Here is a 23,098-nt window from a genome sequence, read left to right on the forward strand (position 1 = left end):
CAACCAAGGATTGCGTATAAATTTTCTCTTTTTTTAAAAGAAAAAATACGGCCCTTTATACAATCTCGTGGCAAGCCACTTGGCGGCGGTAGGGCAGCGCAGACTCCTATGGGACGAGCAGGCAGCTGAGACCGGCGGAGCCGCCAGGCGCAGTCGGGCTGAGCGCCTGCCCCATGGAAAGCGGAGCTGCCCGGACGCCGCCGATCTATCCCGTTCATGTACATGGTTACCAATCATTTGTCTACACCCTGAAGCAGCCCTTTAGGAGGCTGCTTTTATATGTGAAGAAAGGGCATATTTAGCTGGTCCGGAAAGCGCCAGGTGAACAGCGATCGCCAGCAGGACGATGTCGAGCTCCAATCCGCCCAAAAAGCCTGAAGATAGCTTGACCGTAAAAATGGCGCCTAATAAAATAACTGCAAATAAGATTGATATGATCCTTACGCCCAAACCGAGCATTAAAGCAATGCCTCCTATAAGCTCGATGGCAGCAACAATATAAGCCATAAAACCTGGAATACCTACGCTGTCAAAAAAACCTGCTGTACCAGCAATGCCGCCTTTCCATTTGTCCAGTCCATGCATAAAAAAGGTAAATCCAAGAATAATCCGTAAAATCAGTGTTCCTTTTTCCATTGTGCAACCTCCTTTAATTTGTAACTACAATGTGTAGTGTCGTAACACTATGCTTTGTAGTTTACTACGAAACTGGCGAAATAATTGTTAAGATTTTGTTTCAAAAATGTTACATAAAGGAATCTTGACGCAGCTCTTGCCTGCACACTACAATGGGTAATGTAGGGAGGTCCGAAAATGAAAATTCAATCGTTTAAATTTAATGAACGCGGGCTGAATCGTTTTTTTGGACCGCTTGAGGCAAAGATTATGGATGTACTCTGGTGCGGCGGTGAAAAGTCGATCAAGGACGTGCAGCATGAGCTGGAAAAGGAGAAGGCGACGAATTTTAATACGGTAATGACCGTGATGAACCGCCTTGTTGACAAAGGCATCCTGACAAAACGCCTGGAAGGAAGAACGTCTATGTACTGGCCGGTTCTTACGCGTGAAGAATTCGTGAACACTCAATCAAAGGAAATGACGCAGGAGCTCGTAGATGAATTCGGCAGCGTGGTTGTCAGCCATATGATCGAAGCGCTTGATGAAGCGGATGATCAATTGGTCGCGCAGCTAGAGCAAAAAATAAAAGAATGGAAAAAGGACCGATAATATGAGGACCACACATCCATCAAAAGGTTTGTTTCTCATCAGTCTGCTGGCCTCGGGTACCATTTTGTCCCAGATGGTGTTATATGCCTTATCGATTTTTGCCGGCTGGGATGTGCGATTAAATCTTGTATTTATTTGCCACAGCGTATTTCAATGGATTGGTTTTGCTTTCCTGGAGTATGCACTTGATGCGCTTGTATTCAGCACACTAGTTTTATTTTTCTGGAAGATCGGGGAGCAGTGGCTCCAGGCTTCCAGGCTGAGACGCTCGTTTCGTGCGTATGAAATGCGGACGCTGACAAACGAATGGTCCAGGCGCCACCGGGCTGATATCCGCTTGATTTCATACCCGGCTCCCGTGGCGGTCACAATGGGTTTTTTCCGTCCGGTTATTGTGCTGTCTACCGGATTGAAGGATATGCTGACAGAATCAGAGTTTGAAGCGGTTGTGTACCATGAGCTGTATCATTATCGAAGTCGCGACCCGCTGAAAGTATTTTCCCTGTTGATGTCAGCGACTGTATTATGGTACATGCCGATTTTAAGGTGGGTCCAGGAGCAGTATCGGCGTGACAAGGAGCTACTGGCAGATGCATATGCGATTGAGCGGACAGGCTCTGCAGCAAATCTTGGAAGTGCGCTTGTAAAAATGATTAAAGCAGGAAAACAGGTTCATGTGCCACTTTCATGCGTATCATTTGCTGATACGTCTGTCAACGAGCGGATTCATCGTTTGCTTAATCCCGCAGCAGAGCGGCCGATTTCGGTGCCCGTTCAGTCGGCTTTTTGGTCGCTGTCTGTTTTTTCTTTTATTTGCTTTCTGTTCATTTACGCGCTGTCGTAAATGAATCTTTTTTAATAAAACACTACAGTTTGTAGTTTAAGGAGTGGAATGAGTTGGCAAAAGGTGTTTTTTGGGTTGTTGGTTTTTTTGCCATTTGTATGGCAGGCGTCGTCCTGTTGTCCAATGTAAGTGAAAAAAGTGCGGATATTAATTATGAGAACGAACCGTTTATAGGAGAGGAAGCAGCGCCAGTATCCATCGTTGAGTTTGGCGATTATAAATGCCCGGTCTGCAAGGATTTTAATGATTCTTTTTTTCCGCTGATCAATGAGCAGCTAGTGGAAACCGGCAAAGCAAAGTTTTATTTTATGAACTATTCATTTATTAATGTGGATTCCAATCGCTCAGCCCAGTTTGCTGAAGCAGTCTATCAAACACTGGGAAGTGAGCGCTTTTGGGAATTTCACCATTTAATGTACGAGAAACAGCCGGATGATTTGTCCTTTGAAAAAGTAGATTTATACACAAATGACTTTTTAAAGAAGGCGCTGGCAGAGATGGCAACGGATGAGGAAGTAGCCAAAGTAATGGCGGTTGTAGAAAAAGAGGGATCGATGACAGCATGGGAAAAAGATGCCGCCGCAGCAAAAGAGCTTGGTGTAGCCGGCACACCGACGCTGTTTGTTAATGGGAAGGAATTCAAAGGAAATTCATTTGAAGACCTCGTGAAAATGGTGGATGAGGCTGCGGCTGATGCTGAATAAACCGCTTCTCGCTGCCTGGCTCACTGCCATCACAGCTACAATCGGCAGCTTGTTTTTCAGCGAGCAGATGGGATTTATTCCGTGTACGTTATGCTGGTATCAGCGTATTTTCATGTACCCGCTTTGTGTGTTTATCGGCCTTGCGTTTTATTGGGGAGATACGCGCATGTACCGCTACATTCTGCCTGTCAGCATTTTGGGCATGGGGCTTGCCGGCTATCATTATGCCCTGCAGAAAATACCGGCTATGAAACATTTTGAAATGTGTACAAGTGGAGTTCCCTGTTCGGGAGAGTACATTAACGCACTTGGTTTTATCACCATTCCGTTTTTAAGTTTTTGTGCGTTTACGATCATTACCATTTCCATGCTCGTTCTTCGTAAAATGTCCGTTTAAATAAACGGGCATTTTTTCATATATTTTTCACGCATTATTCACATCTGACCTGTATAATGCCTCACTAGGTGAATAAAAAGAAGGAGGCAAACTAGATGGAGCAACAGCGAAGGCACTATCAGTGGATTTGGCGCTGGCATTTTTACGCCGGGCTTATTTTTGCGCCGTTTCTGCTTGTGCTGGCTATTACAGGCGGTATCTACTTATTCAAAGCAGAAATTGAGCAGGCTCTTTACAAAGATTTATATAGTGTAACGCCACAGTCAGAAGAGATGCCGGCGAGTCATATGTTTTCGGCGGTCAAAGAGGCGTATCCACAGGTAGCGATTACGCGTTACCGCCCGGCGGATGCGCCGGACCGGTCAGCGGAAATCGGCATTACGAATTCCAATGGAACAGCGATGACAGTGTTTGTCGATCCATACACGATGAATATTATCGGAACGCTTGATGATGCAGACCGTATTATGGACAAGCTTGAAAAAATTCATGGTGAACTAATGGCAGGTACAATCGGGGACCGGCTGGTAGAGCTTGCAGCGTGCTGGGCCTTGATTTTAATCATTACAGGCGCTTACCTGTGGTGGCCGCGCAAACGAGAAAAAGTGTGGGGCGTCGTGCTGCCGCGTATGTCAAAAGGAAGCCGGACGCTTGTGCGTGATCTGCACGTAGTACCGGCCGCCTGGATTTCTGCCGGCATGTTTTTTTTGATTATGACCGGACTGCCGTGGTCTGGCTTTTGGGGCACGCAGATGCAAAATGTAGTAACAAACTCAGGAGAAGGCTACCCGCCATCCATCTGGGTTGGACAAGCACCGCTTTCCAACCTGAAAACAGAAGATGTGGCCGATGTTGGCTGGTCGGCAGAAAACCTGCCGGTACCGCAGTCGGTTCAATCCGCTTATATGCCGCTGTCGATCGATGATGCCATGCAGGTCATAGACGAACGGGGGATAAAGCCGGGTTACGATTTATTCATCCCGCAGGATAAAACAGGTGTCTACACGGTTTCGGCATTTCCGCCAAAAGCGCAGGATGAAGTGACAATGCACATTGACCAGTATACCGGAGCGGCGCTCGCCGACTATCGTTATGATGATTATGGTCCAGCCGGAAAAGCCATTGCGCTTGGCATCACTTTGCACAAAGGATCACAATTTGGCATGATTAATAAACTTATTGGGCTTGCTGTCTGCATCGGCATGGTGCTTGTGATTGTGAGCGGTATGCTTCTATGGCGCAAGCGAAAGCATGGAGCACCGGCCCGGCCGGCTGTGGGAGTCGCAAAAGGACTGTGGGTGCTGATCATCCTTCTTGGACTCCTGTTTCCACTTGCGGGCGCGTCCATGCTCGTTGTATTCGTTATAGATCTAGTTGTAAAACGAGCGAAAGGAGGCCGGACAACATGAACAAGTGGATCCTTCTTGGCAGTTTACTGTTGTTGTCCGGCTGTGCGCTTGATCCTGATGTGGCTGACGAGTACGTAGTCGAAGAAAAGCTGGATGCGGAGATTGACGTGAAAAACGGGCTGATTCAAGTGACCACGTCACAGGAGGCGGATGTATCGGTTTCGTTTTGGGCAGAAGGAGAAGAAGCAGAGAGACTCAACCTGACAGAAGAAAAAAACGGTGTGTATACCGCTGAAAAAAAGCTGACGGACAAAGGTGCGTATTTTGTCAAAGCAGATATTCAAACGGATGGGCAGCATATTATGCCGACGAAGAAAATATGGGTAGGCGTAGAGCCTGATGTAGAGCAGGACGAGCCTTCCATGGATAAAAAGCATCACCATTGATCCCCTATTTGTGCCTGAAATGTAGTATAATGGCATAAATAGGGATCAGGGGGATTAGGTAAATCATGGTAGAGCAAAGAAGGGCACAAAGACGGAAGCGGCGCCGGCTGAAGCGCTGGGTCAGGTTGACGCTTCTCGGTTTGTTTTTAGCAGCTATAGCGTCTGTTGCGGTCAATATGATTGTTACAAAAGAAGAAGCGGTGCCTCAAGGAACACCTAAAGGCATTCTTGACGAAGCGACAAATTCCGAAGTATCAGAGGTATCAAAGGAACCGTCTGCCTCGATTACCATTAGTGCAGCAGGGGATTTTACGCTGGGGACCGATGAAACCTTTACATATGCCGGGTCGTTTCCCGATGAAGCGGAGCGGAATGGGCTGGCTCATTTTACAAAAGGATTGGATGGTATCTTTCAGCAGGATGATGTCACAACGGTGAATCTCGAAACAACGCTGACCGAAGCGACGGAAAAAGCAGTGAAAAAATTTCGTTTCAAAGGAGATCCGGGCTATACGCAGATTTTGACGGATGCCGGGATCGAATCTGTCAATCTGGCAAATAATCATATTTTTGATTACCTGGAACAGGGGTATGAAGATACAAAAGCGAATTTAAGGGCGGCAGACATCGGCTTCTTCGGTTATGACGATTCTTTTGTAACGGAAGTAAAAGGCGTGAAGGTAGGCGCACTCGGCTATGAAGGCTGGGCCGATACAGCAGAAATCCGTGAGCAGGTCGAAGCCGATATAGCTAACCTGCGCGAGGAGGGCGTCGCCATTGTGGTTGTGCATTTTCATTGGGGCGTGGAAAGAAGCTACGTGCCGGAGCAATCACAGCAGACGCTGGCCCGGTTCGCTGTTGATGCCGGTGCGGATCTTGTAGTGGGGCACCATCCTCATGTCGTACAGGGAATTGAAGAGTACAACGGTAAATTTATTGTGTACAGCCTCGGCAACTTTATGTTTGGCGGCAACCGCAATCCAGCTGATAAAGACACATATGTGTTTCAGCAGACGTTTGAAATCAAGGATGGAAAACAAACGGATCAAAAAGAAATTAACGTGGTGCCGTTTTCGATTTCCTCACAAACCACTCGGAATGACTACCAGCCGACACGTCTTCAAGGAGCAGAAGCGGAGCGGGTCATGGAAAAAATCATCGATGTATCCAATCAAATCAAGCCGGCTGACTGGGTGCAATATATGAAAAAAGAGCCATCCTGATAAAGGATGGCTTTTTTTTGAAAAAAAGGTTTAATAAGAGATATAGAAAGGTATACCTCTTTTAGAAGGGGGAAGAGTGCAGTCATGAAAGAACAAACTGATGAATTTATTGTAGAAGCGTATAAAAAAGCATTGGAACTAAACTTAGAGCCGGATTTTCTATTGCTGCTCGAAAAAGAGCTCGAGCGCAGAGAGCTGGCTATACATAGAGAAAAAGTTTACTAAAGAAAAAGGGTATCTCATGATGAGACACCCTTTTTTATTTGTGTACAGCTGCGCTGCATTCTTTTCGTACGCAGTGTATGTCCGAAAAAATCATTGTCGTATTGGGCTGTACAGGTGAAGCCTCTTGACATATAAAACTGCTCTCCCGACACGTTGCCCGTCTCTACCTCGGCAGTGATAGAAGATGATTTCGGCAGTTCGTTAAGAATGGCATAAAGCAGCCAGGTGCCAATTCCTGCACCCTGTGCATCGGGATGAAGATAAATGGCCTGCAGCGCCGCGCTTCTTTTCTCCAGCACAGCATCTGCAAAGCCAATGACCTTTCCACCCCGCTCCGCCACCCAGAACAAGCTTTCCATTCTTTTCGTGAGCCGGTCGGGTTCATAGGCTTGATCCCAAAAAGCATCCTGCACATCCCGTGGAATCAGGCCTTCGTATATACGATGCCAGGCAGCCCGCGCCACTTCCTGAACAGAGGGAATATCACGGGTAGATGCGAGACGGACAAGCGGAAAATGAGCCCGGTGCACGACGTTTAACAGGCATGGCTGCTTTTCCTTTTCTTCGAGCGCCGCATGCATCTCTGGGAAGTCTGCTTCGACGTTCCACGTGATAAAGGGTAATTTTTTTTGCGCTGCCTGCGAGCGTTTATTTACAAGGCGCGCGCCGATAAATACTCGCTTAAGCCCAAGCTCCGCAAAAGCTATTTGTAAAATGGCATATTTTGCGGATACATTATACCCCTGTCCCCAGTACTCATGACCGATCCACGTGCCGAGGCTGCACGTACCTGACTCACGGTTTATAAACATCAGAGTTGTAATGCCGATCAGGTCGCCGTACTCATTTATTATTGCCCGCGAAACGGTTTTGCCGTCGAGTTCTTCCGCCATCACCGCCTGCAAAAAGTCAATGGTATCATCAACTGTGTCCACCTGTAGACCGAGCGCCTCCTTTACTTCAGGAGCGGACGTTAAGGAAAAAATCCGGTCTGCATAGGTCAAGCTGTGCGGCTGTAAGGCGATCCTTTTCATTCGCCCCATACCTCCTTCAGTGTCCGGCGGAACAAATCGTTTAATCGATCGGTTGCGTTTTCGGTTTGCCGGTCCAAATCAGCAGCGCGGCTTCGAAGTTTTTCTATTTCCTGCTCAAGAAACACATCAATGACCCGGATGCTTTGTCCGGCGCTTAGCTCTTCACCGGCTTTTTTTCGTGCCAGCAGCTGTTCAATCGTTTCAACCAGCAGCGGGTCCTGTACCATCGCCGCAAGCAGCTGGTCGAACGACAGGGGCGGAATATCCTGCCGCTCTGCAATCCATTTCGCTGCCAGCACCGGGCGCAGCATATAAAAATACTTTTTTAGTTTTACTTCGTCCCGCCCCTGAACGGCTCGGTAGTTGTTGGCTGCCATATTAAGATAATGATGCATACAGGAAACCGGTGAAAACACGCTGCGGCTCATCGCTCTCATTTGCGCAGCTGTTTTGTATGCTTCCTCATAAACGATATCGGAAAACAGCCACTCTAAAAGCGGTGGATTGGATTTTCGAAACAGCTTAAGGGCTTTGGTTAAATCCCAGCCGCTCACATCAAGAAGGTCGTGAATCGGACGTTCGATTACATCACGTTTTTTTCCGACGCCGACCGGGTCAATGCTCAGATATACTTCTGGACGGTGCACGTAAAAAAAGCGTACATCCCAGTCACTGTCCCTGGACGGAAACCCCCATGCGCGGCTGCCTGACTCGCAGGCGTACAGTACTTTTACCTCGTATTCCTGTTCGATGCTTCGCAAAGACGCCAAAATATCTTTTTCCATCCTTTTACACCCCCGTTTGCGGTAGTGTACTTTCTTTTCGGATTCTTGTAAAGCAGGAAAGAGGGGGAAAAGAAAGGAGGAAAAGGCAGCTGTGAATTTGAATTTAATGATATCGTTGTTCCAGTAATTAAATAGGAAAATCGCTAAGAAGAAGAGCTCAGGCTTTTCTTCTTTTTTCTCTCAAAAAATATATTGGTTTTCACTTTTCTTTCACCAACGACGTTTATACTTCACTGTATCGAAAGAAAAAATGGAGTGTGAAGAAAATGAAGAAACGGTTTGATCCGTGGCTGGCCGTGATTCTTGCGCTGTCAGCAGTATTGAATTTTTATAAGATCGGAGTATCGGGTTCTAATTCGTATTACACGGCAGCCGTAGAAAGCATGACGACCAACTGGAAGTCGTTTTTCTATGCATCGCTCGACTCGGGCAATTTTATTACAGTAGATAAGCCGCCGGTTGCACTTTGGGTTCAGGCGATCAGCGCGAAGATTTTTGGCGTCAGTGACTGGAGTGTGCTGCTTCCGGAAGCAATCGCCGGTGTGCTGTCCGTTTTTGTTTTATATATGATCGTCAAGCCGGCATTCGGTGTGAAAACAGCACGCTGGGCCGGGCTTGTACTGGCAGTGACACCGATTTTTGTGGCGGTAACCCGGACGAACAATACCGATGCCATGCTTATTTTCACGCTGCTTCTGGCGGTGTGGGCACTGATGAAGTCGATTCAGGAGAAAAAATTCGGCTGGCTGCTCGTTTCCATGGCCCTGATCGGAGTTGGCTTTAATATTAAAATGCTGCAGGCATACATGGTCGTACCGGCTTTTTATCTTTTTTATTTGATCGCTGCGCAGCACAATTGGAAAAAGCGGATCGTTCATCTGGTGATGGCGACCGTTGTCCTGCTTGGCGTGTCGGTTTCTTATGCGACAGCGGTGCAGCTGACGCCGGAGGAAGACCGTCCGTACATCGGCGGCAGCCAGACAAATTCTGTTTTAGAGCTGGCATTTGGCTATAACGGGATTCAGCGGCTGACCGGGGATCAATCAAAGAGCGGCGGTACCGATGATAAATCAAGCGGTTTGCTGAATAACAATTCTTCCCGGGGGGCCGGCGGTGAAGATATTGGCGAAGCGGGCGTTCTGCGCTTGTTCTCAGATTCGATGTCCGGACAGGCAAGCTGGCTCATTCCCTTTGTTTTATTTGGCTTAATAGGGCTTGGGGTTTCGATCAAGCGTCAACGTGCTCTTACCATGCAGCATAAATTTGCGATTTTCTGGCTGGCATGGCTGCTGCCGATGATGGGCTTTTTCAGCATCGCAAGCTTTTACCATCGCTACTATTTAAGTATGATGGGACCTGCTGTTGCAGCTTTAACCGCTATTGGCGGCGCAGTGCTTTGGAGTTTGTACAAAGAAGAGAAAAATGGGAGCCGCCTCCTGTTTCCAATCGCGCTGCTGCTTACATTCGCTTTTGAAGCATATGTGCTTTACCAGAATATCGACTCAATTCAGCCATGGCTGATCGGCGTGGTGCTCGCTTTTGGACTGATCGTCTGCATTTTGCTGCTGCTGACAACCAAATACGCACCCCACGTGCGGACAGCAGCGATGCTGGGACTCCTGCTTATGCCCGCTTACTGGACGGCTATACCAGTCATGGCCGGCACGACAAACAGTGTGATGCCAGCAGCCGGTCCTGCTTCGACGGGTGGACCTGGCGGCGGTGTATTTGGCGACCGCGGTATGGCGATGGCAGCAGACGGTGAATGGCCGGAAATGCCGGCAAATATGGAAGTACCAGAAGATGGAGAAATGCCAGAAGGAATGGAAGCTCCTCAGGATGGCGAGATGCCCGCTGGAATGGAGCGTCCGGACGGCGGCGGTATGAATGGCCGCGGCGGTGGCGGCATGGGTGGCCAGATGAGTGAAGAGCTGCTCAGCTACCTGAAGGAAAACCATAGAGGTGAAACGTACCTGGTTGCAGTGCAAAATGCCAATTCTGCTGCCAGCATCATTTTGGGTACGGAATACACAGCCCTGGCTATGGGAGGGTTTGGCGGCTCTGATCCGGCTATGACGGTTGAAAAGCTGGAAGAGATGACCGCAAATGGCGAAGTGAAATTTTTCATGACATCGGGCGGCGGACCGGGCGGCAGCCAGAACAGTGAAGTAACCGAATGGATTCAGGAAAACTGCAAAGAAGTGACATCCGATGAATGGAGCGGTTTATATGTTTATGAAGGAGCGTGAGCATATGAAATATTCAATTATTATCCCCGTATACAATGAAGAACTGGTCGTTCGTGAAACGTACAGCCGCCTGAAAGCAGTGATGGACAAAGCAGATGGATCATATGAACTCCTGTTTGTAAATGACGGCAGCCAGGATAAAACAATTGATATTTTAAAAGAGCTTGCGGTGCAGGACCGTCACGTGAAATACCTTGATTTTTCCCGCAATTTTGGTCATCAGATTGCGATTACAGCCGGCATGGATCATGCCACCGGCTCCGCCATTGTGGTGATAGATGCGGACTTGCAGGACCCACCGGAGCTGATTTTGGACATGATTGAGAAATGGAAGGAAGGCTATGAGATTGTTTATGCCAAACGGACAAAAAGAAAAGGAGAAACCTTTTTTAAAAAACAGACGGCAAAAATATTTTACCGGCTGCTGCGGGCCTCGACAGACATTGAGATTCCACTTGATACCGGCGATTTTCGTCTGCTCGACCGGAAAGTATGTGATCAGCTGAAGGGGATGAAGGAGCAAAGCCGCTTCGTCCGCGGTCTGGTAAGCTGGGTTGGATTTAAACAAACAGCGATTGAATACGAACGGGACGAACGGCTGGCGGGAGAAACGAAATATCCATTGAAAAAAATGCTGAAGTTTTCGATGGATGGGATTACCTCCTTTTCTTATAAGCCGCTGAAGCTGGCCAGCCTGCTTGGTGTGATGCTGTCTGCGGCGAGTTCACTCGCCATTTTGATTGTGTTGTACCAGCGCTTATTTACCGATACAACCATCCCTGGCTGGTCCTCTCTGCTGCTGACGATGCTGTTTTTCAATGGTGTGATGCTGATTATGCTTGGCGTGATCGGAGAATACATTGGCCGCATTTACGATGAAGCCAAAAACAGGCCGCTTTATATTTTGCGTGACAGCCGCCAGTCTGAACATGAAAGCGATACTGTGACCCGTTATGCGAAATTTAAATGAAATCATAAAATTTGGGGCAGTAGGTGTATTAAATACAGCGATTGATATGCTGCTCTTTTTCACACTCTGGTCGATCGGTGTACCGTACCTGCTGGCGCAGGTCGTTTCCTACGGCGCCGGCATGCTTAACAGCTTCGTCTGGAACCGATCATGGACGTTTGGAGTCAAAGAGCGGACGAGTGCGGAGGAAGTGAGCAAATTTATTGTTTTGAACGTGACAGCTCTTTGTGTTTCTGCATCTCTATTATTCCTTTTGAGCGGGCAGCCGCTTTTTGTTAGTAAAATCATTGCCACACTCAGCGGCCTGGCCATCACATTTAGCGGCAGCCGCTTCTGGGTATTCAGGCAGCAAAGGAGAAAATCAATATGACTGTTAAAAAAGCGGTTATTCCCGCGGCGGGACTTGGCACAAGATTCCTGCCTGCGACAAAAGCACAGCCGAAAGAAATGCTGCCGGTGGTCGATAAGCCGGCTATTCAATATATTGTGGAAGAAGCGGTGGCTTCAGGTATTGAAAGCATCATTATTGTGACCGGACGCAACAAGCGGTCGATCGAGGATCATTTTGACCGGTCGGTTGAATTGGAGCAAACATTAGAGGAAAAAGGAAAAAATGAGATATTGGAAGAGATAAAGGGTATTTCGAATTTAGCTTCCATTCATTATATCCGGCAAAGGGAGCCGCTTGGCCTCGGGCACGCTGTTCTTACTGCCCGTCAATTTATCGGCGATGAACCGTTTGCGGTACTTTTGGGCGATGATTTAATGATGGCAGAAAAGCCGGCGCTTCGCCAGCTGATGGATGTACACGAGCAGACAGGGACGGATGTTGTCGGTGTGCAGCACGTCGCACCGGAGGACGTTTCCAAGTATGGGATCATTGACACGCGTACAAGTAGAGGCCTCGTATACGAGCTGGCGGATTTGGTTGAAAAACCATCTGTTGACGAAGCGCCGTCGATGATTGCGGTGATGGGCCGCTACGTGCTCAATCCGTCTATTTTTCCGATACTGGCATCTTTAGAAAAAGGCGCAGGAGGCGAGATCCAGCTGACAGATGCGCTCCGGAAGCAGTGTACCGTTTCCCCGATTCATGCTGTTTCGATTCAGGGGCAGCGCTATGATATTGGCGATAAGTTCGGCTATCTGCGCGCTGGGCTTGAAATGGCACTCAGCCGCCCTGAAATGCGCGGACAGGTGCTTAGCTTTTTGAATGGACTTTGCGGAAAAATCGCTGTCCGGCAAAAAACGCACCTTTAAAAAGGACGTTTAACGCTCGGCAAATCGGGAACAGTTCTATCAAAGGAGTGATATTTCATGGAACATCCGAAAGAACTAAACAACAAACAAAAGGAAAACATGAAAGAAGCCCAAAAGCAGGAAGCCCAAAAAGCGGCCGATAAAAACCGAATCCCTGATGAGCAAAATCGTTTAAAAGACACAGAGACGAGGCTTCCATAAGGGGCTGCTCCCCGTCCAAACGAAACCGATTCCCTTTCACCAGGGAATCGGTTTTTTTGTCCTTTTGCTTTTTTTCGACAAAAGTTTCTTCTTACACAAAAAACGGCCTGCAAAACAGGCAGACCGTTTTTTTATGATAGGACGATCAGCAATTGATAGCAGGCTGCGACCGGATGATAATCTGCTTTTGGTGCAACACTTTTTTCGCCTTCGTACCGTTCATTTTGTACATTCAACAGCGTATACCAGCCGCCGTGCGTGTGATCGACAAAATAATTGGAAGCGTAATCAAATAATTCGCGATAATGGTCCCCGTACGGATCATGACCGGTTTTCGCACTTAAAAGAGCAGCGGCGCTGATCGCTTCTGAGATGACCCAGTAGTTTTTGTCTGAGTCAATCACTTCATGTTTAGGGGAAAGAGCATAGTACACGCCTCCACGCTCGGCATCATATCCATATCCCCAGCCGTTCCGATACAGATCCTCGGCTGCTTCAAGCATCCAGGCTTCAGAACGATGCCGGTCTAGCCAGAGAAGCAGCTTGCTCCATTCCAGCTGGTGGCCGGGTATAAACCCGTACGGGCGGAATTCATCTTTTGTGTTGCCTTTATTATAATCCCAGTCCGGCTGCCAGTCCGGTGTGTAATGCTCCCAGATCATGCCGCCGGCCTTGTTCCGCAGTCCCACCGCTACATTTTCAGCAAGCCGATACGCCCGGTCAAGATACTTTGCTTCACCAGTTGCTTCGAACGCGGTCAGCATTGCTTCACACATATGCATATTGGCATTTTGTCCCCGGTAGGAAGATAATGTCGACCAGGAAGCATCCCATTCATCCCGATATAAGCCATGCTCCTCATCCCAAAAATACTGCTCTGTTGTTTTATAAACGGTCTCGAGTAATTGTTTGGCGCCCGGTACGCTGGCCTGGTGGGCGATTGAAGCGGCCAGCAGCACAAAAGCGTGTCCATAGGCCATTTTCGTATCGTCCTTGACATGAAGGCCGTCCAGCTCAAAAAAGAAGCCGCCATGCTGGGGGTCTTGATGGTGCTCGTTCAAAAAACGAATGCCGTGTTCTGCTGCGTTGCGGCACCAATCCGGCCCATTTGTCAGCACGCCAATACTAAAGATATACACAAACCGGCTCGTGCCAACCAGATGCTTTGTCCGGCTGTCGGTGATTGTGCCGTCATCCAAAAATCCGCTTCGGTACCCGCCGTTTTCTGCGTCGATGCAGGCCGGGTAGTAAAAGCGGAGAATATCGTGAATATGGGAGACGAGCGTTTGTTTCTGTGTAAAATCCATTCTGTTCCCTTCCTTCCAGGCAAAAATAAAAAGACAGAAAAGCGGAACGCTTTTCTGCCTGCATGTGTTAAGAAGACATCGCCATACCGCCGTTGATATGAATGCATTGTCCGGTAATATAAGCGCCCTCGTCAGATGCCAGCAGAACATAAGCACCTGCGTGATCTGCTGGCTGTCCAGGACGGCCAAGCGGGGTATTAGTACCGAACTCTGCTACTTTATCGCCTTCAAATGTGGCCGGAATGAGTGGCGTCCAGATCGGACCCGGTGCGACCATATTGACACGGATTCCTTTTGAAGCAAGGTTTTGGGCCAGGCTGCGTGTGAAGCCGACAATTGCTCCTTTTGTTGACGTATAGTCCATTAGGGTCGGATTGCCGATATACGGATTAATAGACGTTGTGCTAATAATCGCGCTGCCTTGTTTTAAATGCGGCACCGCATGCTTGCTCATGAAAAATACGGAGTACATGTTAGTGCGGAATGTTTTGTCCCATTGCTCTGCAGTAATGTCTTCGATGTTTTGGGTTGGGAACTGAATCGCTGCATTGTTCACAAGAATATCCAGCTTGCCAAGCTCACTCACTGTTTTTTCGACAAGCTCCTTGCAGGTTTCTTCTTCAGAAACATCACCGGGAAGAAGCAGGCAGCGGACACCTTCCGCTTCGACAAGCTGCTTTGTTTCCTCCGCATCACTATGTTCATCGAGGTAGTTGACGGCTACATGAGCTCCTTCTTTTGCATAAGCAATCGCAACAGCACGGCCGATTCCGCTATCGCCGCCTGTAATGAGCGCCACACGGTCCTTTAGCTTGCCGCTGCCTATGTAATTTGTCGGCTGAACAGGGCGGGGTTCCATTTGGGACTCAATACCTGGCTGTTTCGGCTGTGACTGTGCCGGCTGTCCATTTTTTTGCTGTTCATAAATATTCATGCAGATCTCCTCCTTCTTTTTTTACACAATAGTACCTTAACCTTTCCAGAAGCTGGCTAAACATGCTCCTGCACTTTGGGGAGTGATTCTGGCATAGAAAGGATTTCTTTTGATACAATAAAAAAAAGTCATTGCTAAAGAAGCGCAGGAAGGAAGAGCAGCATGAATCGAAGCGAAATCATGTCATGGATCAAGTCTATTGCGATGGCAGTCATCATTGCAGGTGCTGTACGGTATTTTTTGTTTTCTAGTATTGTCGTGCATGGAGAATCAATGTCACCGACATTTGCCGATGCAGACAAAGTCATTATTACAAAAACAACAAACATTGACCGCTTTGACCAAATTGTCTTTGACGCACCGGATACAGATGAACACTACATCAAGCGGGTCATTGGCGTGCCGGGTGACTCTATTGAAGTAAAAGATGATGTGTTATACGTGAACGGAAAAGCAACAGAGGAGCCCTATTTAGCCGAAAACCGGTCCCATCTAATGGAAGGGGAAAAACTGATGGGTGACTTTACCTTAAAGGAAAAAACCGGGCATGACCGGGTGCCGGACGGTTACTTGTTTGTAATGGGGGATAATCGCCGCGTCAGCAAAGACAGCCGCATTTTCGGCCTTGTTCCGGAAGACAGTGTGAATGGAGAAGTACAGCTGCGTTTTTATCCGCTGTCATCCATTAAAGCATATTAAAAAACCGCCCGGGTATCGGGCGGTTTTTTTATACGGCAAAACGGCGGGTGGTCTCTTGAAGCAGCGCAGCCATTTCGGCTAAAGAACGGGCCGAAGCAGCAATTTCCTCCATGGAGGCCATTTGTTCTTCTGATGCAGCAGACACATTTTCGGTGCTGGCTGCAGCGTTTTCCGATATAGAGTGCATTTGATTCATGCTGGCTACTACCTGATCGGTGCCAGCTGCCATTTGCTGAACAGCAGCAGACACTTCTTCAATTTGGCCGGTTACATCGCCAATTGCCGAAGTAATGTCGGCGAAAGAGCCGCCGGCGTTATGCACGACTTCGATTCCATCCTGCACTTCAGCTGTAGCGGATTTCATCGCTTCCACGGCCCGGGCGGTTTCAGCTTGAATAGCAGAAATCAGCCCGGAAATTTGTTTGGCAGATTGAGCGGATTCTTCGGCGAGCTTCCGAACTTCATCAGCCACAACTGCAAATCCGCGGCCTTGTTCACCAGCCCGCGCCGCTTCAATGGCCGCATTCAGCGCCAGCAAGTTTGTTTGAGCCGCGATCGACGTAATCGAATCAATAATTTGGCCAATTTCATTGGAGCGCTGGCCCAGCCCCTGGATCACATCGGACAGCCCGTCAAAGGTTGTATGAATGGACCCCATTTGATCAACCGCCTGGCGAATAGATTGATTGCCGGAATCCGCTCGTTCAATGGCACCAGCAGCTGTTTCCGATACTGATTGTGCATTTCGGGCAATCTGCTGAACACCGTCTGCTAGTTCATTCATTGTTGTAGTTGTATCAGACACCTGGCGAAGCTGGTGCTCCGAACCGCTTGCCATTTCTTCCATTGTGCCTGCGATCAGTTCGGTCGCCCGTGTGGTTTCTTCCGAGTTTGCGTTCAGCTCTTCAGCTGAAGCTGCTACCTGCTCAGCTGTTTCCGCCACCTGCCGGATCACCTCGCGCAGCCCGTTTGTCATATCATTAAAAGACGTTGTCAGCTGACCAAGTTCATCTTTTGATGTGTACGTGCCGGCTGCCGTCAAATTACCTTTTTCCGCCTGACTCATTAATTCTTGGATCGTGCGGATCGGCTTGGTAACCATGCGGGTAATCAAGGTGCCAAGGGCGATAAAAAAACCAGTGGAAAGCAAAGCAAGAATAAGGAGGATCGTATTTGCCTGACTGGCGCTTTTCTGATTTTCATTACTTAATGCACCGGCAGTATCACGATTGTAATCGCTTAATTTTGTACCGAGAGCCGTCATTTTTTGACGGGATGGTTCGACTTCAGTAAGGTACTGCTCATATGCTTCTGCGTTTTTGTCCTGGGCAGCCAGAATTTGCACATCCACGGCCCTTTCAGAAAAGGTTTCGAATTCTTCTACAAATGGCTGTGCCAGCTCCATTTCTTTTGGATCATTTTTGCTTTTGTTTAAGTAGTCCTCCAACAGCTGGTTGTTTTCATCTATCAATTCTTCCGTTGTTTCACGCAGCTTATTATTTAGGGCGGCTTCTGTCGTAATCATTAATTCAAGAGTAGAAGCGGTAATCGCCCGGTTATTTGTCCGGATTTGTCCGATATTTTGGACAGAAACGAGCTTGTTTTCATACATTTCTTTTGAACGATGAGCAGCCTGGTTTAAAAAGGTATAGCTTATACTGCTAATGACTAACAAAAACAGCACAGCGGCTGCGATTAACACGGTCATTTTTTGACTGATCTTTAAATTCCTCATGGGTATAACCTCCTAATTTTTTAATTTTTGCAGGGATTCATATTTACTATTTCGACATTAAAAGTCCTTTTTTTAGTACTTTTTTATTTTTTTTTGAAGAAGAAAAACAATTTCTTTGTTTCAGTGTGTAGACAAAGTCTTTTTCTTTTAAAAAAGAGCCGATAGGTGAAGCCGGCCGGACTTCACGTTCCGCGTGCAGTGCGGGAGCTTCCTCGGCTTGCGCCTGCGGGATCTCCGACTCACTGTCTTCCTGCAGGAGTTTTCGTCCGGCCGGCTTCACTAAGTGGTGTTGAAGATCAATTAGCCAAGGATTTGGATAGACATTTTCTCCTTTTAAAAAGAAAAAATATGACCTTATTTGCTTTATACACTCTTGATGCAAGGCACTTTGGTGGCAGGAGGGCAGCGCAGACTCCTATGGGACTAGCGGGACAGGTGAGATCGGCTTTTCCGCGAAGTGGTAAAGACGAGCTCAGCGCCTGCCCCATGGAAAGCGGAGCTGCCCGGACGCCGCCAATCTATCCCATGCATGTGACGGTTTATCACTCATTTGTCTACAGTCTGAAATAATTTCTTTGTTTATTTGAAAATAATATGGTGAAGGTTCCGGGATAAAGAGAGATTCTTCAAAAGGGAAAACATAAACACAAAAGTGAAGTAATTTGTTCTTTATACAGTGAAAAAAAGGGAGACGATGATCATAGCCCAAAGATGTTCCTTGTGAAGGGACTCCATTATACAGTTCAGTCGGCTTCACAAACGGATGCAGAAGAATTGTCTTGATTAACAGTCCTATAACGCTGTGGTAGTGGGCCGGCTTCGAGACTGAAGGATGGAAGCGTTTAAAAGAGAGCGCCGCTTTTTAAAAAAATGTTCAAACGAATGGTGAAATGATATACTACGGTCATCTAACATGAAAAGAGGCATACCATGCTTACATTTGAAGAAAAAAAAGCTATTTTGGCGACATTTCCCCAGCTAACTGCGAAGGATGTATCCTTAAAGCGCGTGAATTATCATTTTGAGGAAAGTTTATATGAAAAAACGGTGGTTGTTTACCACTTGCATCCGAACGGCAATGGGTTTGTATTTGTCGGCGATATGCCTGGTTACCAGGCTGATTCAAAAGGACTTGTGAACATCCGCGATTTTTCGGAAACGGAAATCCGGGCAGCAGTATCTGATTCCATCCGATATTTGTCAGATAAGCCGGAGGATGAACCCATTGAGCAGGAAGAGCTTGTGAAAGAAACAGAGTGGAAAAACCGGGAGGGCCATGTGCTGGTGCTCGCAAATGAAGATGAATTGTGGAACGTTTACACTGGCTTGAATTTAGAAGAAAGCTTTGAATCGTTTAAAGAAGCGGAGCGTTATTTACTTGAAGAGGGATTTCGTCCCCAATCAAAATAAGAAAGAGCCCTGGCAGCGCATGCCGGGGCTTTTCCTATGGACTGAATCCTCACATTCACTTTTTAGCCAGGTTTGGAATAGTCTTTCATGGTGCGCATAAACTCGTGGAGTCTGGGTTGTTCTGACAAGGTGACAAGCATGCCGCACAGCACGGTCTGGCGCGGTTCACTGCTTTCGAGCTCCTGGCCAATGATTTCATGGAAAGCGAAGCGTCGCCGGACTAGTCGTTTCCTTTTACATTAGACAGGCAGAGAACGGAAGAGTTCGTGGTTCAACATGATGGGCATACACAGGTTATTAGTACGATCAAGCAGGAATCCAATGAGGGAATGAACGTTTAATTCCGCTTCATCCACAAGCGTCATGTTTAAAAATAGAGAACAAATCCCAAAAGTACGGTTCAGCCTCACGTCCATACATACCAATCAGCCGGTTTCCATAAAAGTTGATGCGTTTCTTTACGCATTTTGAAAATAAATGCTTCAATGTCGTTATGAATGGAAGGGCATTTTCGCGCAGTTGACATTCCATTTGCCGGGTGCGTTTTTCACGAGGAGGCAGGTCTTTGGTTTCAATCGCCTTTGTGCCGCTTGCAGTGGCAATTTCTTGTGTAAAATGAGCTACAAAACCTTTTTACGTGAATTATTTAATGGATTTTTTGATAATACGTCGTTCTTTTTCAGTCATGATTGTTCACCCTATTGAATCACTAAATGATTTGACCGCTGACCAATCAGTCACGAGTAGTAGAATCAAAACTGACCAGTTGGTCATAGGGGAGAGGAAATATGAACGCGTTCATTCATTTCGTCTTGAAAAACAAATTTGCCGTGTGGCTGATGACCCTCATTATTACAGCGGCTGGTTTGTATGCAGGGCTTTCCATGAAGCTCGAGACGATTCCAAATATTACGCCGCCTATTGTTACGGTGACGACCGTGTACCCGGGTGCGACACCGGAAGAAGTGGCGGACAGCGTATCAGAACCGATTGAAAAGCAGCTTCAAAATGCAAACGGCGTAAAAGTTGTCAGCTCGACTTCCTATCAAAATGCGTCGTTTGTGCAGGTGGAATATACCTTCTCCACCGATATGGAAAAAGCAGAGCAGGAAGCGAAGGAAGCACTTGGGGATGTGGAATTTCCGGAAAACGTGCAGGAGTCGGACGTATCCCGCTTGAGTATGGACGCGTTTCCGGTGATGGCGCTCAGTCTTTGGGATGAAAACCTGTCGTTAGAAGAGCTTACCACACTGGTAGAAGAAGAGATTGTACCAGAAATTGAAGGAACAGAAGGAGTAGCGTCTGTTCAAATATCCGGCCAGCAGGTGGAGGAAGCCACTGTTGTGTTCGACCAGGCAAAGCTAGCACAGCTGAAGATGGCTGAAGAAACGGTTACCCAAATGATTCAGAGCGCTGACATGAAAGCGCCGCTGGGACTGTTTGAGTTTAGCGATACAGAAAAATCCGTAATGGTAGACGGCAATATTACCACAATGGAAGATTTGCAGAATCTGCAAATTGGGCCGGCCCGGCTGTTGGACATCGCCGAGGTTAAGCTGAGTGGAAAAGCTGAATCCATTTCCCGCACGAATGGCCAGGAATCAATCGGCGTACAAATTGTCAAAGCGGCTGATGCCAACACGGTGGATGTCGTCAATGCCGTCAAGGAAAAGGTCGATAAGTTTGAAAAAGATATGGACGGCCTAACGATTACCTCTACGTTTGACCAGGGCGGTCCAATTGAAGAGTCAGTGAAAACGATGCTGAGCAAAGCGCTGTTTGGTGCATTTTTTGCGGTGATCATCATTATGCTGTTTTTGCGTGATGTACGCTCGACTGTGATCTCGGTTATTTCTATTCCGCTGTCGATTTTAATTGCTTTAATCCTGCTGAAGCAAATGGACATTACATTGAATGTCATGACGCTTGGGGCAATGACTGTTGCCATTGGGCGGGTCATTGATGACTCGATTGTTGTCGTGGAAAATATTTACCGGCGGCTTTCGCTCAAGGACGAAGCGCTGCGCGGCCAGGAACTTATCCGCGAAGCAACAAAAGAAATGTTTATACCCATTATGTCTTCCACGATTGTTACCATTGCCGTATTTGTACCACTTGGCCTAGTGGAAGGAACGGTAGGCGAATTGTTCCTGCCATTTGCGCTTACTGTTGTGTTCGCCTTGCTTGCCTCCCTGCTTGTAGCTGTAACCATCGTGCCGATGCTGGCGCATACGATGTTTAAGCACGGTGTAAAAGCGAAGGCGCATGAAGAAAAGCCAGGACGGCTTGCAGCGGGCTACCGCTCTGTACTGAACTGGACGCTGGATCATAAAATCATTACGTTTGTAACAGCCGTTGCGCTTCTTGTCAGCAGCTTTTTCCTGGTACCGAAAATCGGTGTCAGCTTCCTGCCGGGTGAAGAAGAAAAAATGGTGATTGCCACCTATGCGCCGGAGCCGGGGCAGACACTTGAGGAAGTGGCGGACATCGCCGGGAATGCCGAGGACTACTTTATGGACCTCGCGGATGTAGAGACCGTGCAGTATTCAGTCGGAAGTGAAAATCCAATGAGTCCCGGCCAGTCAAACAGCGCCATGTTTTATGTGGTGTACAAGGAAGATACTGAGAATTTCACAAAGAAAAAAGAAGAAGCTATTGCGGACCTGCAGGGCTCTGTGGCAAAAGGGGAATGGGTATCACAGGATTTCTCGGCGAGCGCCGGAAGCAACGAAGTCGCGGTCAACATTTATGGTGAATCTGTCGAAGATATTGAGCCAGTTGTCGCAAATGTAGAAGAAATCATGAAAGACAGCGGCGATTTTAAAAAGGTGGAAACCGGCCTTGCTGATTCGTATGAAGAGTACACACTTGTAGCAGATTCAGAAAAAATGGCGGAAGCGGGCCTTACTGCTGGCCAAATTGCGATGGAATTAAGCCCGGTGCGGGAACGCCCTGTGTTGACGACCATTGAAAAAGACGGGGAAGACGTAACCGTATATGTAGATGTACCAGCGGAAACGTATGAATCTATTGACGATATGACCAATCGTTCTGTTCCATCCATGACGGGCACGCCCGTGAAAATTGGCGATGTAATGACAGTGGAAGAAGGAGAAACGTCGGATACTGTTTCCCGTCGTGATGGAAAGGTATTTGTGGCTGTGAGCGGTGAGCTCCAGGGGAAGGACGTCTCTGCTGCCTCCACTTCACTGCAAGAGGAAATTGACAGGCTTAAACTGCCATCCGGTGTTGAGGTAGAAATGGGCGGCGTTACGCAGGACATTAACGAATCATTTACACAGCTTGGCCTGGCGATGCTGGCAGCTGTTGCCATTGTTTATCTTGTGCTCGTTATTACGTTTGGCGGCGGGCTGGCGCCATTCGCAATCTTGTTCTCACTGCCATTTACCATTATCGGCGCGCTTGTAGCGCTCTTGATCGCGGGTGAAACCATCAGTGTTTCATCAATGATCGGCGCGCTTATGCTGATCGGGATTGTGGTAACGAACGCGATTGTCCTGATTGACCGCGTAATCCACAAAGAGCATGAAGGTCTGTCTACACGTGAAGCCCTGCTGGAAGCGGGAGCCACGCGCCTGCGTCCGATTTTAATGACAGCACTGGCGACCATTGGGGCCTTGTTCCCGCTCGCCCTGGGCCTTGAAGGCGGCGGCTTGATTTCAAAAGGGCTGGGTGTAACCGTCATTGGCGGCCTGACAAGTTCAACCTTGCTGACATTGGTCATTGTGCCGATTGTATATGAAATTTTGTCCAAATGGAGGAAAAAACAAGCGTGATAAAAAGCTCGATTTTTTGTAAGCTGCCTGCGACCTGCTGTCATGAGAGACAAGGTCAGAAAAAGCCCCGCTCACTGAGCGGGGCTTTTTCCTGTTAATGGCGGTCTTTTGCGTGACCGATACGGTCCTGCACTTCGCCTTTTACTTTATCTGCTTTGCCGTCTGCCTGCATTTTCGCATTGTTTGTTGCATTGCCGACCTGGTCTTTTACTTCGCCCTTTGCTTTATTCACGGCGCCTTTTAGCTTATCGCCAAGTCCGTTGTTGTCATGTGCCATGGTAAAACATCTCCTTTTATATATT

23 protein-coding genes are annotated in these 23,098 nt (G+C 47.8%); 16 read left to right on the forward strand and 7 right to left on the reverse strand.

The features are described 5' to 3' along the window. Nucleotides 1-261 precede the first annotated feature (261 nt). The gene (locus VP97_RS02275; RefSeq protein ID WP_050180043.1) at nucleotides 262-636 is read right to left on the reverse strand and encodes a DoxX family protein; all 375 of its coding nucleotides are present in this window, start codon (nucleotides 634-636) and stop codon (nucleotides 262-264) included. 177 nt (nucleotides 637-813) lie between these two features. Here VP97_RS02275 and VP97_RS02280 point away from each other — a divergent pair, with 177 nt between their 5' ends. From VP97_RS02280 to sda, 8 genes are all read left to right on the forward strand, one after another. Continuing rightward, on the forward strand, nucleotides 814-1,227 hold the full coding sequence (locus tag VP97_RS02280) for a BlaI/MecI/CopY family transcriptional regulator (RefSeq protein WP_050180044.1): 414 nt from the start codon (nucleotides 814-816) through the stop codon (nucleotides 1,225-1,227). 1 nt (nucleotide 1,228) lies between these two features. Further along, nucleotides 1,229-2,071 carry a M56 family metallopeptidase gene (locus VP97_RS02285; RefSeq protein ID WP_050180045.1) on the forward strand — a complete coding sequence of 281 codons (843 nt, stop codon included), beginning with the start codon at nucleotides 1,229-1,231 and terminating at the stop codon, nucleotides 2,069-2,071. A 53-nt stretch (nucleotides 2,072-2,124) separates the two neighbouring features. Then, nucleotides 2,125-2,775 (forward strand): DsbA family protein, encoded by a 651-nt coding sequence (locus VP97_RS02290; RefSeq protein WP_050180046.1) that lies wholly within the window; start codon nucleotides 2,125-2,127, stop codon nucleotides 2,773-2,775. Next, nucleotides 2,768-3,172 (forward strand): disulfide oxidoreductase, encoded by a 405-nt coding sequence (locus tag VP97_RS02295; RefSeq protein WP_050180200.1) that lies wholly within the window; start codon nucleotides 2,768-2,770, stop codon nucleotides 3,170-3,172. The genes VP97_RS02290 and VP97_RS02295 overlap by 8 nt, the downstream gene beginning before the upstream one ends. Nucleotides 3,173-3,267: 95 nt before the next feature. Continuing rightward, nucleotides 3,268-4,581: a PepSY-associated TM helix domain-containing protein gene (locus tag VP97_RS02300; protein ID WP_050180047.1), complete on the forward strand. Its 1,314-nt coding sequence runs from the start codon at nucleotides 3,268-3,270 to the stop codon at nucleotides 4,579-4,581. Then, nucleotides 4,578-4,967: a FixH family protein gene (locus VP97_RS02305; RefSeq protein ID WP_050180048.1), complete on the forward strand. Its 390-nt coding sequence runs from the start codon at nucleotides 4,578-4,580 to the stop codon at nucleotides 4,965-4,967. The genes VP97_RS02300 and VP97_RS02305 overlap by 4 nt, the downstream gene beginning before the upstream one ends. A 65-nt stretch (nucleotides 4,968-5,032) precedes the next feature. Further along, a complete protein-coding gene (locus VP97_RS02310; RefSeq protein ID WP_050180049.1) occupies nucleotides 5,033-6,190 on the forward strand; it encodes a CapA family protein in 1,158 nt (385 codons plus the stop codon). A gap of 84 nt (nucleotides 6,191-6,274) precedes the next feature. Further along, complete coding sequence (sda, locus tag VP97_RS02315; protein WP_050180050.1) at nucleotides 6,275-6,415, forward strand: sporulation histidine kinase inhibitor Sda; 141 nt, start codon at nucleotides 6,275-6,277, stop codon at nucleotides 6,413-6,415. A gap of 14 nt (nucleotides 6,416-6,429) precedes the next feature. Here the strand turns inward: sda and VP97_RS23105 are convergent, their stop codons facing one another. Together VP97_RS23105 and VP97_RS02325 are read right to left on the reverse strand one after the other, a co-directional pair. Further along, nucleotides 6,430-7,449: a GNAT family N-acetyltransferase gene (locus VP97_RS23105; RefSeq protein WP_082220189.1), complete on the reverse strand. Its 1,020-nt coding sequence runs from the start codon at nucleotides 7,447-7,449 to the stop codon at nucleotides 6,430-6,432. Continuing rightward, entirely contained in the window at nucleotides 7,446-8,234 is a 789-nt protein-coding gene (locus VP97_RS02325; RefSeq protein WP_050180051.1) for a nucleotidyltransferase domain-containing protein, read from the reverse strand. Before VP97_RS02325 ends, VP97_RS23105 begins: the two co-directional genes overlap by 4 nt. Nucleotides 8,235-8,500: 266 nt before the next feature. On the opposite strand from VP97_RS02325, the gene VP97_RS02330 reads away from it, so the two are divergent. From VP97_RS02330 to VP97_RS23645, 5 genes are read left to right on the forward strand one after another with little or no spacing between them, the layout of a single operon-like run. Continuing rightward, complete coding sequence (locus VP97_RS02330; RefSeq protein WP_050180052.1) at nucleotides 8,501-10,483, forward strand: ArnT family glycosyltransferase; 1,983 nt, start codon at nucleotides 8,501-8,503, stop codon at nucleotides 10,481-10,483. A gap of 4 nt (nucleotides 10,484-10,487) precedes the next feature. Next, on the forward strand, nucleotides 10,488-11,453 hold the full coding sequence (locus VP97_RS02335; protein WP_050180201.1) for a glycosyltransferase family 2 protein: 966 nt from the start codon (nucleotides 10,488-10,490) through the stop codon (nucleotides 11,451-11,453). Continuing rightward, complete coding sequence (locus VP97_RS02340; RefSeq protein WP_050180053.1) at nucleotides 11,437-11,823, forward strand: GtrA family protein; 387 nt, start codon at nucleotides 11,437-11,439, stop codon at nucleotides 11,821-11,823. The genes VP97_RS02335 and VP97_RS02340 overlap by 17 nt, the downstream gene beginning before the upstream one ends. Next, the gene (gene galU / locus VP97_RS02345) at nucleotides 11,820-12,713 is read left to right on the forward strand and encodes a UTP--glucose-1-phosphate uridylyltransferase GalU (RefSeq protein WP_050180054.1); all 894 of its coding nucleotides are present in this window, start codon (nucleotides 11,820-11,822) and stop codon (nucleotides 12,711-12,713) included. Before VP97_RS02340 ends, galU begins: the two co-directional genes overlap by 4 nt. A 57-nt stretch (nucleotides 12,714-12,770) precedes the next feature. After that, on the forward strand, nucleotides 12,771-12,914 hold the full coding sequence (locus VP97_RS23645) for a hypothetical protein (RefSeq protein WP_156153385.1): 144 nt from the start codon (nucleotides 12,771-12,773) through the stop codon (nucleotides 12,912-12,914). Nucleotides 12,915-13,045: 131 nt separating this feature from the next. Here VP97_RS23645 and VP97_RS02350 read toward each other — a convergent pair whose 3' ends face one another. Continuing rightward, nucleotides 13,046-14,221, reverse strand: a complete 1,176-nt coding sequence (locus VP97_RS02350; RefSeq protein WP_050180055.1) for an AGE family epimerase/isomerase — start codon at nucleotides 14,219-14,221, stop codon at nucleotides 13,046-13,048. Between the two features lie 67 nt (nucleotides 14,222-14,288). Continuing rightward, nucleotides 14,289-15,155 carry an SDR family oxidoreductase gene (locus VP97_RS02355; protein WP_050180056.1) on the reverse strand — a complete coding sequence of 289 codons (867 nt, stop codon included), beginning with the start codon at nucleotides 15,153-15,155 and terminating at the stop codon, nucleotides 14,289-14,291. A 162-nt stretch (nucleotides 15,156-15,317) separates the two neighbouring features. Between VP97_RS02355 and lepB the strand changes: the two genes are divergently transcribed. Further along, nucleotides 15,318-15,854, forward strand: coding sequence for a signal peptidase I (gene lepB, locus VP97_RS02360; protein WP_050180057.1), 537 nt, complete (start codon nucleotides 15,318-15,320; stop codon nucleotides 15,852-15,854). Between the two features lie 28 nt (nucleotides 15,855-15,882). Here lepB and VP97_RS02365 read toward each other — a convergent pair whose 3' ends face one another. Further along, entirely contained in the window at nucleotides 15,883-17,589 is a 1,707-nt protein-coding gene (locus VP97_RS02365) for a methyl-accepting chemotaxis protein (protein WP_050180058.1), read from the reverse strand. A 930-nt stretch (nucleotides 17,590-18,519) separates the two neighbouring features. On the opposite strand from VP97_RS02365, the gene VP97_RS02375 reads away from it, so the two are divergent. After that, entirely contained in the window at nucleotides 18,520-18,999 is a 480-nt protein-coding gene (locus tag VP97_RS02375; RefSeq protein WP_050180060.1) for a hypothetical protein, read from the forward strand. Between the two features lie 788 nt (nucleotides 19,000-19,787). Next, on the forward strand, nucleotides 19,788-22,796 hold the full coding sequence (locus VP97_RS02380; RefSeq protein ID WP_050180061.1) for an efflux RND transporter permease subunit: 3,009 nt from the start codon (nucleotides 19,788-19,790) through the stop codon (nucleotides 22,794-22,796). 94 nt (nucleotides 22,797-22,890) lie between these two features. On the opposite strand, the gene VP97_RS02385 is transcribed toward VP97_RS02380, so the two are convergent. Continuing rightward, complete coding sequence (locus VP97_RS02385) at nucleotides 22,891-23,073, reverse strand: CsbD family protein (protein ID WP_050180062.1); 183 nt, start codon at nucleotides 23,071-23,073, stop codon at nucleotides 22,891-22,893. Nucleotides 23,074-23,098: the final 25 nt, after the last annotated feature.

The organism is Domibacillus robiginosus (assembly GCF_000966195.1).
Classification (GTDB): domain Bacteria; phylum Bacillota; class Bacilli; order Bacillales; family Domibacillaceae; genus Domibacillus; species Domibacillus robiginosus.